This window comes from Desulforhopalus sp., from assembly GCA_030247675.1.
Lineage (GTDB): Bacteria > Desulfobacterota > Desulfobulbia > Desulfobulbales > Desulfocapsaceae > Desulforhopalus_A.
Genome location: JAOTRX010000005.1, coordinates 142,675 through 158,769 on the forward strand (window position 1 = coordinate 142,675; position 16,095 = coordinate 158,769).

The window sequence follows — 16,095 nt, forward strand, 5'->3', positions numbered from 1 at the left end:
ACTCGACCATCAATATATAATTGAGGTCGAGTTATACTCCCGAAAGAACCACTCAAGAAGTGATTCCAGGATAGGATGTGTTAAAACAAATCAGACTGCAGTATAAACACTGACCCGTTTTTTGTCTTTCCCGAAATTTTCATAGGTGACAACACCATCAATCTTGGCGAAAAGTGTATAATCCCGTCCACAACCAACGTTGGACCCCGGATGAATCTTCGTGCCAAGCTGACGAACCAAAATATTGCCCGCTTTTACCACCTGGCCGCCGAACCGTTTAACGCCACGCCTCTGTCCCCCGCTGTCACGACCATTGCGTGAACTGCCACCTGCTTTCTTATGAGCCATCTCTACTACTCCTTCATTGCAACAGCATTCGTATTGTGCTGCTTCTGTTTATCCTTAGAAAATAATACATTAATGCATTATGCGGATATCGTTTCAATCGTCAAGGCAGTGTAGGATTGCCTGTGGCCTCTTTTTAAACGGTATCCTTGGCGTCGCTTTTTCTTGAAAACTATAACCTTCTTGGCTCTGCCCTGTTCAGCAATTTTGGCAGTTACCTTGGCGTTTTCGATAAGCGGCTGACCTACTTTGACATTTTCTCCGTCAACGATCATCAAAACATCGTTCAGGTCAACGCTCTCACCAATATCACCTTCAAGTTTTTCTACCCGAAGCTGATCACCACACGCTACCTGATACTGTTTCCCGCCGGTACGAACAATCGCATACATATGTAAACCTCTTTGAGTAAATCTTCACTATCTTTACCTAATACCTGAATAACATTACAAGAACGTGACATTTAACCATTTCGCATAGCTTTTGTCAACATATTTCAAATCACTCAAATGCTAATATTGACTGATTTATTGCTTTTTTGAGGGACCCGCAACAGAGTACCGACGAAACAGTATCTGACAATGTCCGAGCCGCTTCGTGCAAGGCATTGTCAGATAATCATAGCAGCAACAGGCTAACCGGCAAACTCCAGCCGCGATTTCTCCTTTTCTGCACGGATGACACAGGCCCGTGCAAAAGCAGCCTTTTTCCCATGTTTGGCTATGGAAACTGAAGTTTTGCCTTGTTTCCCCTGATGAGTAACCCAACTCACCTCGTATCTATTGAGTTTGTCGTTGAGCCGAACTCCAACAACACCTGTACTGGAATTGCTCACGGTAACCATATGCTTATTGGTCCGAATCTTCCCAAGTTTCTTCTCAGTCTTATCACGCCAGGAGATCGCTGAGAGCAAGCTTGAGTAGCGCCCACCACATTTTCTGTCGGAGAAAAACTTGGAGTGGGTTCTTCCGAGAAATCTGACTCGAACATACCAGCCATGGGTTCTTTTTGACTCTTGATCAATCCTTGCTATATCTTTATGTTTTTCAAGGAGTATTTTTTGTTTCTTGTCGTCTTCCATAAAAGTACCTCAAAAAATGATTTTTTCACTATTGGACAACGGGGCCTTGAAGCCCTGATATTAAAGATGCCTCTTTAAACTGAACATTTCTCCAAACCATGGTATGCTGTACAGGCATTTCGGTAAAACCTGACAACACACTCCAGCAGAGCTACTTAGTTGGTCAGGGGATCAAAGTCAACTGTTTTTTAGCCAAAAATCAAAAAAACATATTGAATTTTCAACGCCTCCATCGTTTGTCCTGAGAATTATAACACTTTCCAATTCCTAACACTAATCATTCCATGAAAAACAACAATGCAGCACTACAAACTCTTTTTAATACTATCGGGACCCTTAGAGGTGCGCAGGGATGCCCTTGGGACAAAAAACAAACATGCTCCAGCCTTATCCAATACTTGCAATCGGAATGCGACGAGCTCATCGCGGCAATCGAAAACAATGATCATAAAAATATTTGTGAAGAACTTGGCGACGTCCTGTACGTCCTCATAATGATTTCGGCAATTAACAAGGACAAGGGGGTATTTGATTTTTCCGATGTCATACAGACAATTAATGAGAAGCTTATTCGGCGTCACCCTCATGTCTTTGCAGGTAAACCTTACGAAAGCGAGGAACAGCTTGCAGTCCAATGGCAGGAAATCAAGGCAAGTGAGAGAAAATGAAATACCATTTGACACGACAAGATGTTTTCTGTATTTTTAAAGGCTTTTATTGTCCGGCAGACTGAAATGGGTAATGGTTTGCTGTGAATTTTCTTTTTACCCTTCTCGCTCTCTAAATCTTTAAACACATACTGTGTGAGAGCCGAAACATACGCAGGCTAGCGCCTTCGTAAACAACGTGAGTCCATGAGGAGGAACCACATGCGCAGGTATGAAACGATCTTTATTCTTCGCCCAGGTGCTGGAGAAGAAGAGATCAACAGAGTTGTTGGCAGTACCACCCAGATTATTCTTGATGCTCATGGCAGCATTATTGAATTGAACAAATGGGGTATGAAGAAACTTGCTTATCTTATTAAAAAAGAAAGCCTGGGATATTATGTTTTTTGTGACTTTGCCGGAACTCCTGAAGCGGTTGCTGAAATCGAACGAAAGTTTAGAATCGATGATCTGGTATTAAAATACATGACCATCAAAAAGTCCGCATCGATTACCGAGGAACAAATCCAGCAAGCAATTGCCGCAGTATCAGAAAGAGCAACTGCTGTTATCGATGATGAGAACTCCGAAGATCATGATTCTGAGCAACTGATCGAAGAACACGAAGAGGAAACTGACGAAGAGTAATGTCAGTTGAATCTTAATAATAATCCCCAGGAGAGTACAAATGGCACAAAGACCACAGAAAAAGCTTTTTACACGGAAGAAAACCTGTAGATTTTGCGGCGACAAAGAACTGCAAATTGACTATAAAGATGTTAAAACACTACGGAATTTTGTATCTGAAAGAGGTAAGATCATTCCTCGAAGAATCATTGGAACCTGCGCCACCCATCAACGACAGTTGTGTGAAGCCATAAAACAGGCTCGGCAGATCGCCTTCTTGCCATATTCAGGCTCTGCACAAGGATAAGGATGGAAACGGACAGAGAGGATTGATTGTGGTGACACAGGCTTTTGAACAGCCTAAAATCGGCAGAATTTTAACAACGGTTCTGCTTACTTCCTTAGCCTTAGTTCTCCCAGGAATCCAATTTTTTCTGTTCGGCTGGTCGTACATTTTTTTGCCACTAGTGGGATTTCTCATTTTTGGTAATTTCGGTTGGTACGCCGGGAAAAAAATAGTGCTTGTAGCGTTGGTGATTTCTCTTATTGCCAACCTATTTTTAGGGAGTTTCGATCTTTTCCTTTTTTCCTGTGCCATGCTTGCGCCGGGAATAGTTTTGCATAGATCGGCAACGCGTGGTGATTCACCTGCGTTGAGTGGGTTTAAGGGGTGTTCGGCGCTCGTCGGCGGTTGGCTTCTTGTTGTGGCCTTTGCTTCCTTCGGCGCTGAGATTTCCGTTTACGGTCAGATGCTCCGCACTCTTGACCAAGCTCTCACCGAAACCTTGGAGCATTATCGAAAGAGTAGCGATTTTTCAGCGGATGCCCTTATCGTCGTTGAGACAACTGTTCACCAGATGAAACAGATTATCCCAATTATCCTTCCCGGAATATTGGGAGGAGTGGTGCTGATTGTCACCTGGATAACGATGGTTCTCGGCAATTTTTTGATGAAAAAAACTGGCAACGTTAGGGTGTGGCCAAGTTTTCGTCAATGGCAATTGCCAGAAAAGCTTATTTGGACGGTTATTGGCATGGGAGCATGCATTCTAACACCCATTGAGCCTTTGCCGAAAATCGGTATCAACTGCATACTATTATTGTGTGTGGTTTATTGTTTTCAGGGATTCTCAGTAACTGTGTTTTTCATGAACAAGTGGCAAGTGCCCCTGTTTATACGTTCATTTTTTTATGTTATGATCGTTTTTCAGTCGCTTGGCACATTGATTCTTTTGCTTTTCGGCGTGGCGGACATCTGGGTTGATTTTCGCAAGTTGAAAACAAAAGCAGTAATTGGAAAAGATTAAATCATTTATATGATAAGCTCTAAGATAATGCTGCAGTAGCCTTTCATTGCTTATAGAAATAGAGAAAAAAAGGAGTTTAAAAATGGAACTCATCTTAAAAGAAACAATTAGTTCTCTTGGCCAGGAAGGCGAGATAGTGAAAGTAAAACCAGGCTACGGGCGCAATTATTTGTTGCCCCAGGGCAAAGCTGTCCTGGCAACTGCCAACAACCTGGCTGCTCTTGAAAAAAATAGAGCAGTTATATCGGCTCGTCTTGCCAAAGAACAGAAGATTGCCGAGGACCTCGCCAAGAAAATCTCAGGTCTTTCGATTGTCATCGAGCAACTTGCCGGTGACGATGAACGTCTTTTTGGTTCTGTCACCAGCGCCGATATATGTGCAAAATTAGCTGCCCTAGATGTTCATATCGATAAAAAGCAGGTCATCCTCGCCGAACCTATCAAAACCCTCGGGGTAGTTAAAGTTCAGATCAAGATCGGTTACAACGTAAATGCAGAGATTACTGTGAGTGTCGTATCGACCAAAGCGCAGTAAAGAACCAAATAATCTCTTCGACCAAACAGCGATCGAAGAGATTATTTAGTTCTTGCATCAACCGACCTGCTGTTTACAAAAGGTCCCATTAAACACACCTTGAGGCTTGACCTTAATGGTGTGTTTTTGTTTAATGGCCTATTCTACAGTCCTTCACCGATAGGGCATAATACACTCGCCACCCTCCGTTTCCATCTGAGATCAACACGCAAGAGCCATGAATGAACTGAACAAGTCTCCCCTACCTGCCCGGATGCCACCGCAAAACATTGAGGCAGAACAGGCGGTTCTCGGCTCAATCCTTCTAAAGGCCGATGTGTTTGGCGTTGTCTTGGAGATTCTTAAAACCGGTGATTTCTACAAAGATGGCCACAGGCTTATCTATGAGGCGATGATTGGGCTCTTTGAGAAAAATGAGCCCCTGGACCTGCTGACTGTCTCCAATCACCTTCGTGATATCAACAAGCTTGACCAGGCCGGAGGGCCAACCTATCTTGCCTCGCTTACCTCAATAGTTCCCGTAACCGCAAATATTACAAGCTACGCCAAGATCATCAGGGAAAAATCAATTCTCAGGCGGTTAATATCGGTGAATACCGATATCGCGGCCCGCTGTTTCGAAGAACAAAACGATATTGATCTTCTGGTTGACAGAGCGGAACAAGCTATCTTTGATATTGCTGGTACCAAGGGTGATCAGAACTTCACGCCAGTAAAGGCTATTGTCCCCAAGGCCTTTGCGATGGTTGAGCAGCTGTATAAAAGAAAAGAACTGATTACCGGCGTTCCAACCGGATATATAGAAATTGACAGAATGACCGCTGGATTGCAACCATCTGATCTTATCATTATCGCCGCAAGACCATCCATGGGCAAGACCTCCTTTGCGATGAATATTGCCCAGCATGCCTCCCTTGTGGAAAAGACCGGTGTCGCCGTATTTAGCCTGGAAATGTCCAAAGAACAATTAGTTATGAGGTTGTTGAGTTCAGTTGGCAGAATTGACTCCCAACGCATACGTACCGGGAAACTGCGCAGTGAGGACTGGCCGAAGCTCACCAGGGCGGTCGGTATGCTCTCCGAGGCACCAATGTTTATCGATGACACCCCGGCTATTTCCGTCCTGGAGATGCGTGCTAAAATTCGGCGCCTCGCGTCTCAGCACGAAATCGGGTTAGTTATAGTTGATTATCTGCAGTTGATGCGAGGGCGTTCAGATATTGAAAACCGCACCCAAGAGATCAGTGAAATCTCCAGATCACTCAAGGCACTCGCCAAGGAGCACCATGTGCCAGTTATTGCCTTATCACAGCTCAACCGTGGTCTTGAAAGCCGTACCGACAAAAGACCGATGATGGCTGATCTCCGGGAATCGGGTGCCATTGAACAAGATGCTGATGTTATTTGTTTTATTTACCGCGACGAAGTGTACAACAAGTCCGAGGATAATCCCGAAAAAGGGGTTGCCGAGGTTATTATCGGTAAACAACGTAACGGACCGACCGGGGTTACCAGATTGACTTTCATTAAGGAATTCACGATGTTTGAAAATATGAGCAATTTTGATGAGCCGGAAGGTTTCAACTAATCCCCAAGAAGCGTGGATACCAACCTTTCTCCTGATATTCCCATCTACCAAAAAACGTATTTTGAGGTATGAACATGACCAGCGACAGTGGTGTTTCAAGTAAATATGATTTCAAAACCATAGAAAGAAAATGGCAGGCGCTATGGGAAGACGGTCAGATTTATCGAGTGGAAGAAGATGCCACAAAAGAGAAATACTATGTCCTGGAGATGTTCCCCTACCCTTCCGGTCGCATTCACATGGGGCATGTCCGTAACTACTCGATTGGCGACGTGGTTGCACGATATAAAAGAATGCGCGGCTTCAATGTCTTGCATCCGATGGGCTGGGACGCTTTCGGTTTGCCAGCCGAGAATGCAGCCCAGAAAAACAACAGCCATCCGGCAACGTGGACCTACGCCAATATCGATTACATGCGCAATCAACTGCGCCAGCTCGGTCTTTCCTATGACTGGAGCCGGGAGATTGCAACCTGCAACCCAAAATACTATCGTTGGGAGCAGCTCCTGTTCATTGAGATGTTTAACAAGGGGCTAGCCTATCAAAAAACCACAACCGTAAACTGGTGCGAATCCTGTCAAACGGTTTTGGCTAACGAGCAGGTCATTGATGGCGCTTGTTGGCGCTGTGACGAACCGGTTTATCCTCGCAAAATGAACGGTTGGTTTTTCAAGATTACTCAATATGCCGATGAGTTATTAAACGATCTTGAGAAGTTGCCTGGCTGGCCAGAAAAAGTTCTCACAATGCAGAGGAACTGGATTGGCAAATCCACCGGGCTCACCTGCGATTTTCCGGTTGAAGATGCGGATTGCAAAATCTCCATTTTCACGACTCGCCCCGACACTATTTTTGGTGTCACCTTTATGTCGATTGCTCCGGAACATCCTTTGCTCGAAACTCTCATTTCCGGAACTGCAACCGCTGAAAAAGTAAGAGCATTCGCTTTACAAATTCAGATTGAGAAGCAACGTCGAGCACTCGACGAGGAACCAGAGAAACAAGGGATGTTCACCGGCCGGTATTGTCTCAATCCCTTTAATGGCCACAGAATTCCTATATACGTTGCTAATTTTGTCCTGATGGAATACGGCACCGGGGCAGTCATGGCGGTGCCGGCGCATGACCAACGAGATTTTGAGTTCGCAAGAAAATATCAATTGCCGATCCTTCCGGTGGTTATTCCAGAGGGCCTGAGCATTAACCCGGAAACCATGGAGCAGGCCTCTACCGTACCCGGCATACTTGCTCATTCAGGAAAATTTACAGGGATGGATTCTCTGCAGGCCCAGAGCGCCATCATTGGATACGCTGAGGAAAACAAATTTGGTTCGGCCTATGTCACCTACCGATTGCGAGATTGGGGCATTTCTCGACAAAGATACTGGGGCGCCCCCATTCCGATGATCCACTGTGAAAACTGTGGTGTGCAACCGGTGCCGATAAACCTGCTGCCGGTTGTCCTGCCTGAGGATCCCGAGGCAGGGAGTGCCTGTCTCCCCTTGCACCAACGGCCGTCCTTTATTGCCACCGTTTGTCCGAAATGTGGCGGTCCGGCTCGGCGGGAAACCGACACCATGGATACCTTTATGGAGTCGTCCTGGTATTTTGCCAGGTTTGCTTGCCCGAGGCTGACGGAGCAGCCGCTTTCAGCTGCGCAAACAGCCTATTGGTTGCCGGTTGACCAGTACATTGGCGGGGTCGAGCACGCTATTTTACACCTCCTCTATTCCCGGTTTTTTACAAAAGTCTTGCGAGACCTCGGGCACCTGGCCGTCGATGAACCCTTCACCAATCTCCTGACTCAAGGAATGGTCATCAAGGATGGTTCAAAGATGTCCAAGTCAAAAGGCAATGTTGTTGACCCAAATGATCTCATCCAGGAATACGGTGCAGACACGGTTCGACTCTTCAGTCTCTTCGCCGCCCCGCCTGAACGAGATCTTGAATGGAGCGCCCAGGGTGTTGAGGGCTCATCGAGATTTCTCAATCGGGTCTATAGATTGATCATGTTTAATAAGGAGCAGTTTCTAGGATCTTCTTCATTCCCCCAAGACCTTGGCGCGGCGGGAAAGACTCTGCATCGAAAAATTCACCAGACAATTAGACGGGTCACCGAAAGCATTGAACAAAACTTTCATTTTAATACCGCTATCAGCGCGATGATGGAATTGTTTAACGTCATTATAACAACAACCGGCGAAAACAGCTCTGAAAAGGCTGAACCAGCCGTTGTCCGTGAAGCAGTATCCGTGCTCCTCCTTTTGCTTTCACCCATGGTTCCGCATTTCGCTGCTGAGATGTGGCAGCAGATCGGTAACAACGACTCCATCGAAAGTCGTCCCTGGCCGAAATTCGACGCCGATGCCGCCAAAGAAGACCTTCTGACTATTGTTCTGCAGATCAACGGCAAGGTGCGATCCCGCCTCCAAGTACCGGAAGATATCAGTGACGATGAACTCAAACAACTTGCCCTTGCCGACGATAACATTGGCAAATTTATCGAGAACAAGCCTATTAAAAAGACCATAGTCGTAAAGAAGAAACTTGTGAATATTGTTGTTTGATACTAGTATGTTTGTACTATGAAAAAAGGTAACACAGAAGAATTGCTTATAATTAAAGGAGATGACAAGTGAAACCGGTTTATCGACTTTGTCTGCTGCTGAGTATTATCTTAGGCGTTGCTGCCTGCGGCTACCATAATCCGAACATTTATAATGGGCCCCACAAAAGCATCTATATTACAGAATGGAAGAACCGCACCAGTGAGCTTGGCTTAGACTCGAAAATCTACAGGTCCATGACCAAATGGTTCCAAAAATCGGGATCTATTTCTACGGTCAGAAACAAAGAAGGCGCTGATTTAATTTTGGGCGGAGAAATTGTTTCTCTCGAATTACCAAGCCTTTCTTACGGTATAAACAGGTTAACCGCCGAGGTTAAGGTACGGCTTCGGGTTCGCTATATGGTAAAGGAAATTTCCACAAATAAAATCCTCATCGACATACCCGATCAAATTTGGGAGGAGAGTTACTTGGTTTCAGCAAATGGCGCAGCGAATATGGATAACGAAGCCAAGGCCATAGATAAAATTATCGAGGATCTCTCGCAAAAGATATATCAAAAAACGATCTCCGGAATACCAAAGCTCTAGATATTCTTTCCGATTTGCCGGGCAGAACAGGCTCCCTGTTCTGCCCTTCTTGCCTCTGTTCCCTCCCATGTTGAAAATTGCTCATCTTTCCTTTTCTTCACCTTTTGTTCTCGCCCCTCTTGCCGGCTATACCGATCTGCCCTTTCGACTCCTTTGCCGTCGTAACGGCGCGGGGTATTGCGTATCGGAAATGATCAGTTGTCATGGACTGGTTTACCAACAGCAGAACACCCTCAAACTCCTTGCATCCGTAGCCGAAGAACGTCCAATCTCTTTTCAGCTTTTTGGCGCCGATCCGGAAATTATGGCAAATGCCGCGGAAATTCTCGCTTCGTATTCTCCGGACATGATTGACATCAACATGGGATGCCCGGTCAGAAAGGTAACCAAACGAGGTGGTGGAGCAGCCTTAATGACCGACAGTAACCTTGCCGAAACAATCCTTAAAAAGGTCGTAGCAAAGGTTTCATTACCGGTCACTGTAAAGATACGATCGGGCAAAGATGCAAATTCTATTAACGCCGTTTCCTTTGCCAAGATGCTTGAAGATCAAGGAGCTGCGGCTATTACCGTTCACGCAAGGACATGGGCACAGGGGTTTTCCGGGCACATCAATAGGTCTGTCATTGCTGACGTTAAAAAGAATGTGAAGATTCCTGTTATCGGTAATGGTGACGTTTTATCTTTGCAAGATGGTTGGGAAATGATGGCAGAAACCGGCTGTGATGGAGTAATGATTGGCCGTGGTGCACTTGGCAACCCATGGATTTTTCAAGAAACGGGGAGACCTGAAAGTTTAGCGGAGGTGGCAGCCGGGGCTCGCGAACACCTGCAGCTCATTGAGGAGTTCCTTCCGGCAGAAAGGATTCTTGGTCATATTAAAAGCCAGATATCGCGTTATTTCAAAGGATTGCCCGGGAGTTCAATGGTTCGGGAAAAGGTGTATGCGGCGATGAATCTTCAAGATTTACGTGAGATTATTGAGACTTGCTCGAAATAGCTCAGGATACCTCGAAGAATTTCTTGTATTGATACCTAGAACTGCAAACAAGCAGTTGTACTTTGCCACTGTAGAACCGGGTAGTCGGTATCGACAAAATGGCCTGCGGCTATCAATGTAACTTTTCGATCTTTTTCAGAAGCATCTTCGCTTCAATCTTACTCTTTTCCGGAAGTGTCTTGTCCCGCAGAGAATTTTTCAAACTCTGCTCGGCAAGCTTTAGCTTGCCGCTATACAGGTCGAACTTGGCAAGATAAAGTGCTGCCATGCCATATTGTTTGTTCTCCGTGGCAATCTGCCCCAGTTCAAAATAAACCTGTGCGTATTCAGGAAGTTGAAATCCCACCGTTTGAAAATACCGTTCCGCCTCGGCGGATTTGCCGGTTCTTGCCAACAGCTTGGCCAGGGTAAAAGCCGCATATAAATCCGAGGAATCAGCTTGCAGCGCCGCACGCAATGTTTCTTCCGCCTCCACAAAATTACCGGCAGCAAATTGTAGTACTCCTTTATCCACCTTTAAAATGTTTTTATCCGGAAAAAAATCAATAATCTTCAGCAATAACTCCATGCTTTTGGCAAAATCGTTTTCATTCCGTGCTACCTGGGAAAGCCCGTAATACGCCATAGTTTTGGCAAAATCGCTTGCCTTGTTATCCGCTACTACGGTGGCAAGATAGTTTTTAAATATTTCGTTATCGCGAAGATCAGCGAGGATTCGGTACTTACAGCGCAAGAAATTAAAATCACCGGCGTTCCTGGTATCGTTGCTCGTGCTTATCTTATCGATATCCATCAAAGATTGGATATAATGCAGCCTTGCCTCCGGATCGGGGTGGGTAAGAAGGTATTGCGGTAATTTTTCGCTGCGATACCTGGAAATCCGCCGCATCGACTCCAGCATCTTGACCTGACCTTCCGGATTTTTTCCCAGCTTCTTCAGCCAATCATAGGCCAACAAATCGGCCTCTTCCTCGTGCTGACGACTGAAATGGAGATTAACGCTTTGCCCTGCCGCCAAGGCCCCGGTAAGAAGGACCGGGGCAGTTGCTCCGCCAAATGCCACCGCAGCAAGAGCCAAACCGAGCGAGGCTATTCCTGTATAGGTCCCTGTCTCAACCCTTGAGGCAAGGTGGCGTTTATAGATGTGGCCGATTTCATGGGCCATTACCGAAACCAGTTCGTCTTCCGAATTCATTGTGCCAATAAGGCCTGAATGAAAGAATATCAAACCGGAAGGTGCGGCAAAGGCATTGAATTCTTTATCGTCGATGACGAAGAAGTGGTAGTCAAAATATTGTATCCCGGCGACCTCAAGGACACTCTGGCCAAGCTTGGAAATGTATTGGATAATATCCGGGTCATCTTCCAGGACAAAAGCCGATCGAACCGAATACAGGAGCTTTTCACCAACCTCACGCTCGTCGCTGATGGAAAAAGACCATGCCGGGCAAACGGTACTGAGCTGCATAAAGGCGAGCAGTATCAGCCATGTCAGCTTTTTGCTTTGTAACAGTTTCATTGCGTTTTCAACCATTGCACCGTTCTGGCCAACCCCTCTTCGGCAGAAACTATTGGCTGATAGCCTAGATCTTTTTCCGCATTGGCCGTTGAAAAGTAATGAGATTTTGCCAACTGTTCGGCAACAAAACGAGTCATTCTCGGCTCACTTTGCAAACGGCAAATGGTATAAAAGAGTTCTAAAAATCCACCAAGCTTGTAGGCCAAAGTCTCGGAAATCGATGCGTGGATTTCCGGAACAGCCATTTTCGCAAACAACTCATTTATCCACTTCCATAAATTTACCGGTGTCCCTTGGCTAATAAAATAGGCGTTTCCGGCGGCTGTACCCCTCTCTGCGAGATTTTTAGCCGCGAGAATGTGGGCATGAGCAACATTGTCAATATAGGAAATATCGACAAAATTGCCACCGTCTCCGACTCTCTTTAGCTTCTTTTCCCTCCCTTTTGTAAGGAGTCGAGGCAAGAGGTGGGGGTCGCCAGGTCCCCAGATGAGATGTGGTCGAAGGGCGCAGGTTCGGAAGTTGGCGGAATTGGCAGCAAGAACCATTTTCTCGGCGATAATCTTAGTTTTTGCATAGTGACAAAGCGGCTTCTCCGCATATCCGAGACGCTCATCCCCACCGCAAATATCAGTGCCATTGAACACCACGGAAGGAGTCGAGGTGTAAACAAGCATGGCTACCTTATTGGCGATGCAACTTTCCAGCACATTTTTGGTCCCGAGCACATTGGTATCATAATAGGCCTTCCAGGGGCCCCATATTCCGGCAAGAGCTGCAACATGGAAAACAACATCAACTCTACTTGCGGCCTGGGTAAGAGTTTCCGGACAACTGATATCACCAATAAAGCATTTTGCTCCCAGCGCCTCAATTTCCGGGTAGCGATGACGGCCGACAACGCGGGTCTCAACCCCCATCTCCAGAAGTCGTTGCACAACAGCCTTGCCGACGAAGCCTCCGCCACCGGTAACCAGGGCGGTTTTTATTGTCCGGGAAAGATTTTCTTTTGCGCCCATATTGCCAGTTTTTCACGAAATATTTTTGCGTTATGGCGGATATCAACCGGGAAAGCATCGTGGATGAGGAAATTCTTTATTTCTTTTGTAAGTGGACTTTTGCCGGCCATTGACTTTACTTCCGCCAGAACCAAACTGGCATCGACCCGCCTTTCTTTATGCACTTCAATAATGATCACTGGTTCCTTGTATTTTTCGCCTCTTGCCATAATTCCAACAAGAGCTGAACGGTAGACATCAGGATGTTCATTAATGATAGCCTCACAGGGGATTGTGTAAAGGGGTCCGGTCTCAGTCAATACGCGATGGGCCCGCCTTCCGCAAAACCATAAGCGATGCTGTTCGTCGAGATAACCGACGTCGCCCATTCGGTGCCAGAATGAATTACCATCGGCCATTTTCGACAAGTGCGTCTCTTCAGAATTATTTTGATAGGCCCTGGTCACCACATCGCCGCGCACAATGATCTCTCCTATCACTCCGATTTCAAGCAACATTTCCTGGCGCAATTCAGCGATAGGACCATCGGAAATTGTCATAATTCGAATATCGATCCCGGGTAAAGCCCGGCCAACACAGGTCCCTCTTCCTTGGCGGCTGAGTAGCCAGGTATCAGACAAGATTTCACTCCCGGCAATGGAGGCGATCGGCAGGCTTTCAGTGGCGCCATAGGGAGTAAAGATCTCGGCGTCGGGTGGTAAAATCGAGGTAACCCGCTGTAATAGTTCATAAGGGACAGGTGCACCGGCCATCAATACCTTACGTATTGACTGCAGGATGATGTGGTTTTTCTGGCAATGCCTACTTACCACATTCCATATTGCCGGTGACCCAAAGGAATATGTTACCTGGTATTTTTCAATCGAAGCGACGAATTTTGCCGGATCGACCTCCGCCGGTTTCGTGGCGTCCATGTCGGGAATGACCGAACAAGCGCCCAGTGCCGCAGAAAAAAGAGCAAATAAGGGGAAAGCCGGTTGATCGATATCAACCGAATCAATACCGAAGTATTCGCTGATCAGTTTACGCTGGGCACTGAAGATAGAATGTTCGTAGCGAACTCCTTTGGGAGGGCCAGTAGACCCAGTGGTAAAGATTATTGCGGCGAGATCATCATTGCCTGGTTGGTGAACCGGAGGAGAGCTTTCGGTGGCCGCCGCGCAGCTGCGTATGTCCGGCCCAAACAGCCCAAACGAGTTGCCGCAGCAAAAATGCCGTTTCACTGAATGAAACGGTTTGGCAAATATTTTGGAAAAGGCAATGGCCTTCGGAATGCCGACAAGTATTCTTGGCTCCACCCTTTCGATACAGCGCAGCAAATTTCTAAATCCCATACCAGGATCAATCAAAACGACAGGGGCGCCGATCTTAAAAAGGGCCAAAGTGAGGCAGATGAAATCAGCGGAAGGCGTGACCATAAGGATCACTATATCGCCATAGCTGACGCCGTTTTGGCAGAAATAGTTACAATATCCGTTAGATAAGTAATTTATCTCGGCAAAAGTCAGTGTTTTGCCGGTCTTTGCTTCTATTATTCCCTGGCGATTGCCGTATTTTTCGGCAACCTCTACAAATGCTTCGGCAATATTCATCGTCACCGAGCAACTCCTTTCCTATTTACGGGTAAAGAAGATCTTAAGAATAGGCACTATTTCGGCAATTTTATCCTCAAGGACGTAGTGCCCCCCATCGTCAAAATAATGGCTTTCCGCCTCTGGAAATCGTCGTTTCCATTCAGTATAAAAAGAATCGTTAAAGCAGAAATCACGAGCCCCCCAAAGAATCAGTATAGGGATTTTCTTCTCCTGAATCTGCGACAGCTTGCTCTCAACCGCAACCAATCTACCGTAACTAGGGTGTTGAGCATTCATTGGGATATCTTGAACAAATCTGGCAATTGCCACCCTGTTCCGCCAGGTATTGTACGGCGCAAGGTAGCCTTCTTTAATCTCGTCATCGAGTTTTTTCTCAACAGCCATAAAGCAGGCCGGACCAGCAAATCCATTGAATAATCTGACAATAATTTCGCCGAGCACCGGCAGACGGCAGATACCAATTCGCCAAGGCATTCTCGTTGAGCGAAAAGCGGCGGTGTTCATCAGGACAATTTTCTCGATCTTGTCAATATGTTGGACTGCATAGCCAAAACCAATAGCCCCACCCCAGTCATGGACGATGAGAGAGAATTGTCGTAATTCCAAATGATTGATCAGACTCTCGAGGTTTTCTATATGTTGCGCCAGACAGTAAGGGTAATTCTGCGGCTTATCGGAAAGCCCACATCCCATGTGGTCGATGGCTATTACACGATGGGTCGTTCGAAATTGGGCAATGAGGTGCCGGTAGTAGTATGACCAGGTCGGATTACCATGGACCATGACGATAACCGGACCCGATCCTTCATCAATATAATGAAGCCTCCTGCCCTGAAGACTGAGATAATTATTTTTGAAAGGATAGTCTTTATACACTGTTACGTCATATTCTTTGTATGTGAAAGAAAATTGCGTTCTCTAATTTCATTTGATTAGACAAGCTGCTTAACTCAGCTTTATACCCTGGGAAAACCCGGTGTCAACTATTTATCTTTTCAGCAACCTGACCTCCGACAACTGTGTTTGCCGATTGTTACTGAATGTTGAAAGGTCAACGATTCAACGCATTGCCAGAAATCAGTTTATCAACCCAGTATTGTGATGTATTTGATAATTTTATTGATTTCCAAATTTCGTTATGATAAACGGGAGACTGTGTTGCGCTCCGAGATGTTTTCGCTATTTTTGATTTGCCCAAAAAGGGTTTGAATCCTTGGATATATTCCTTCTCCCGAATGGGCATACGTTTCGTTTGAGCAGACAAGCTGCTCAACTCAGCATTAACCATAAGGCCGGTATTTTTCCCCACCAGCAAGGTGAGAGGAAGAAGTTGATGCACGTACATGCAGATGCGGTGACATGAGAGCCAACCACAAGGATGCCCGGACGAAAATGTACCTGGGAATTTTATTAAGGGTTCGCCTTTGAACCGAGTACGAAAGGAGTAAACGATGGCTGAGGGTACAGTGAAGTGGTTTAACGATGCAAAAGGTTTTGGTTTTATCGAGCAAGATGGCGGACAAGATGTCTTTGTCCACTATTCCGCAATCCAAACCGAAGGTTTTAAGTCCCTGGAGGAAGGCGCTCGGGTGACATTTGAAATAGTCGACGGTCCTAAGGGTCCGGCCGCAGACAAGGTTAAAAAGATGTAATTTCGCTGCAAAACTAGCAAACA

At 46.1% G+C, this 16,095-nt stretch carries 18 protein-coding genes; 10 read left to right on the forward strand and 8 right to left on the reverse strand.

Going from position 1 to position 16,095, the window contains the following annotated elements; translation table 11 throughout:
• Positions 1-90 precede the first annotated feature (90 nt).
• The 3 genes from rpmA to OEL83_12145 all read right to left on the reverse strand — a co-directional run bounded on the left by rpmA (position 91) and on the right by OEL83_12145 (position 1,426).
• Positions 91-348: a 50S ribosomal protein L27 gene (gene rpmA / locus OEL83_12135; GenBank protein ID MDK9707788.1), complete on the reverse strand. Its 258-nt coding sequence runs from the start codon at positions 346-348 to the stop codon at positions 91-93.
• A gap of 77 nt (positions 349-425) precedes the next feature.
• Positions 426-737, reverse strand: coding sequence for a 50S ribosomal protein L21 (gene rplU / locus OEL83_12140; GenBank protein MDK9707789.1), 312 nt, complete (start codon positions 735-737; stop codon positions 426-428).
• 242 nt (positions 738-979) lie between these two features.
• Positions 980-1,426, reverse strand: a complete 447-nt coding sequence (locus OEL83_12145; GenBank protein MDK9707790.1) for an AP2 domain-containing protein — start codon at positions 1,424-1,426, stop codon at positions 980-982.
• A gap of 284 nt (positions 1,427-1,710) precedes the next feature.
• Between OEL83_12145 and OEL83_12150 the strand changes: the two genes are divergently transcribed.
• From OEL83_12150 to dusB, 9 genes are all read left to right on the forward strand, one after another.
• Positions 1,711-2,094, forward strand: coding sequence for a nucleotide pyrophosphohydrolase (locus OEL83_12150; GenBank protein MDK9707791.1), 384 nt, complete (start codon positions 1,711-1,713; stop codon positions 2,092-2,094).
• Between the two features lie 201 nt (positions 2,095-2,295).
• Positions 2,296-2,721, forward strand: a complete 426-nt coding sequence (gene rpsF / locus OEL83_12155) for a 30S ribosomal protein S6 (GenBank protein MDK9707792.1) — start codon at positions 2,296-2,298, stop codon at positions 2,719-2,721.
• Between the two features lie 40 nt (positions 2,722-2,761).
• Positions 2,762-3,007: a 30S ribosomal protein S18 gene (gene rpsR / locus OEL83_12160; GenBank protein ID MDK9707793.1), complete on the forward strand. Its 246-nt coding sequence runs from the start codon at positions 2,762-2,764 to the stop codon at positions 3,005-3,007.
• 28 nt (positions 3,008-3,035) lie between these two features.
• On the forward strand, positions 3,036-4,007 hold the full coding sequence (locus tag OEL83_12165) for a YybS family protein (protein ID MDK9707794.1): 972 nt from the start codon (positions 3,036-3,038) through the stop codon (positions 4,005-4,007).
• A gap of 82 nt (positions 4,008-4,089) precedes the next feature.
• A complete protein-coding gene (gene rplI / locus OEL83_12170) occupies positions 4,090-4,542 on the forward strand; it encodes a 50S ribosomal protein L9 (protein MDK9707795.1) in 453 nt (150 codons plus the stop codon).
• Between the two features lie 217 nt (positions 4,543-4,759).
• Positions 4,760-6,130, forward strand: a complete 1,371-nt coding sequence (gene dnaB / locus OEL83_12175; GenBank protein MDK9707796.1) for a replicative DNA helicase — start codon at positions 4,760-4,762, stop codon at positions 6,128-6,130.
• 74 nt (positions 6,131-6,204) lie between these two features.
• Positions 6,205-8,697: a leucine--tRNA ligase gene (leuS, locus tag OEL83_12180; protein MDK9707797.1), complete on the forward strand. Its 2,493-nt coding sequence runs from the start codon at positions 6,205-6,207 to the stop codon at positions 8,695-8,697.
• Positions 8,698-8,765: 68 nt separating this feature from the next.
• A complete protein-coding gene (gene lptE / locus OEL83_12185) occupies positions 8,766-9,287 on the forward strand; it encodes an LPS assembly lipoprotein LptE (protein MDK9707798.1) in 522 nt (173 codons plus the stop codon).
• A 67-nt stretch (positions 9,288-9,354) separates the two neighbouring features.
• On the forward strand, positions 9,355-10,287 hold the full coding sequence (dusB, locus tag OEL83_12190) for a tRNA dihydrouridine synthase DusB (GenBank protein MDK9707799.1): 933 nt from the start codon (positions 9,355-9,357) through the stop codon (positions 10,285-10,287).
• 112 nt (positions 10,288-10,399) lie between these two features.
• Here the strand turns inward: dusB and OEL83_12195 are convergent, their stop codons facing one another.
• The 5 genes from OEL83_12195 to OEL83_12215 all read right to left on the reverse strand — a co-directional run bounded on the left by OEL83_12195 (position 10,400) and on the right by OEL83_12215 (position 15,759).
• Positions 10,400-11,806: a M48 family metalloprotease gene (locus tag OEL83_12195; GenBank protein MDK9707800.1), complete on the reverse strand. Its 1,407-nt coding sequence runs from the start codon at positions 11,804-11,806 to the stop codon at positions 10,400-10,402.
• Positions 11,803-12,825: an NAD-dependent epimerase/dehydratase family protein gene (locus OEL83_12200; protein MDK9707801.1), complete on the reverse strand. Its 1,023-nt coding sequence runs from the start codon at positions 12,823-12,825 to the stop codon at positions 11,803-11,805. The genes OEL83_12195 and OEL83_12200 overlap by 4 nt, the downstream gene beginning before the upstream one ends.
• Positions 12,792-14,417 carry a fatty acid CoA ligase family protein gene (locus OEL83_12205; protein ID MDK9707802.1) on the reverse strand — a complete coding sequence of 542 codons (1,626 nt, stop codon included), beginning with the start codon at positions 14,415-14,417 and terminating at the stop codon, positions 12,792-12,794. Before OEL83_12205 ends, OEL83_12200 begins: the two co-directional genes overlap by 34 nt.
• Before the next feature lie 21 nt (positions 14,418-14,438).
• Positions 14,439-15,296, reverse strand: a complete 858-nt coding sequence (locus OEL83_12210; GenBank protein MDK9707803.1) for an alpha/beta fold hydrolase — start codon at positions 15,294-15,296, stop codon at positions 14,439-14,441.
• Positions 15,297-15,471: 175 nt separating this feature from the next.
• On the reverse strand, positions 15,472-15,759 hold the full coding sequence (locus OEL83_12215; protein MDK9707804.1) for a hypothetical protein: 288 nt from the start codon (positions 15,757-15,759) through the stop codon (positions 15,472-15,474).
• Between the two features lie 112 nt (positions 15,760-15,871).
• Here OEL83_12215 and OEL83_12220 point away from each other — a divergent pair, with 112 nt between their 5' ends.
• Positions 15,872-16,072, forward strand: a complete 201-nt coding sequence (locus tag OEL83_12220) for a cold-shock protein (protein ID MDK9707805.1) — start codon at positions 15,872-15,874, stop codon at positions 16,070-16,072.
• The last annotated feature ends 23 nt before the right edge of the window (positions 16,073-16,095 follow it).

Excerpts from the sequence above, each read along its gene's own strand:
- rpmA (MDK9707788.1), bottom strand. The coding sequence starts at position 348 with ATGGCTCATAAGAAAGCAGGTGGCAGTTCACGCAATGGTCGTGACAGC.
- rplU (MDK9707789.1), bottom strand. The coding sequence starts at position 737 with ATGTATGCGATTGTTCGTACCGGCGGGAAACAGTATCAGGTAGCGTGT.
- OEL83_12145 (MDK9707790.1), bottom strand. The coding sequence starts at position 1,426 with ATGGAAGACGACAAGAAACAAAAAATACTCCTTGAAAAACATAAAGAT.
- OEL83_12150 (MDK9707791.1), top strand. The coding sequence starts at position 1,711 with ATGAAAAACAACAATGCAGCACTACAAACTCTTTTTAATACTATCGGG.
- rpsF (MDK9707792.1), top strand. The coding sequence starts at position 2,296 with ATGCGCAGGTATGAAACGATCTTTATTCTTCGCCCAGGTGCTGGAGAA.
- rpsR (MDK9707793.1), top strand. The coding sequence starts at position 2,762 with ATGGCACAAAGACCACAGAAAAAGCTTTTTACACGGAAGAAAACCTGT.
- rplI (MDK9707795.1), top strand. The coding sequence starts at position 4,090 with ATGGAACTCATCTTAAAAGAAACAATTAGTTCTCTTGGCCAGGAAGGC.
- dnaB (MDK9707796.1), top strand. The coding sequence starts at position 4,760 with ATGAATGAACTGAACAAGTCTCCCCTACCTGCCCGGATGCCACCGCAA.
- leuS (MDK9707797.1), top strand. The coding sequence starts at position 6,205 with ATGACCAGCGACAGTGGTGTTTCAAGTAAATATGATTTCAAAACCATA.
- dusB (MDK9707799.1), top strand. The coding sequence starts at position 9,355 with ATGTTGAAAATTGCTCATCTTTCCTTTTCTTCACCTTTTGTTCTCGCC.
- OEL83_12195 (MDK9707800.1), bottom strand. The coding sequence starts at position 11,806 with ATGAAACTGTTACAAAGCAAAAAGCTGACATGGCTGATACTGCTCGCC.
- OEL83_12200 (MDK9707801.1), bottom strand. The coding sequence starts at position 12,825 with ATGGGCGCAAAAGAAAATCTTTCCCGGACAATAAAAACCGCCCTGGTT.
- OEL83_12205 (MDK9707802.1), bottom strand. The coding sequence starts at position 14,417 with ATGAATATTGCCGAAGCATTTGTAGAGGTTGCCGAAAAATACGGCAAT.
- OEL83_12220 (MDK9707805.1), top strand. The coding sequence starts at position 15,872 with ATGGCTGAGGGTACAGTGAAGTGGTTTAACGATGCAAAAGGTTTTGGT.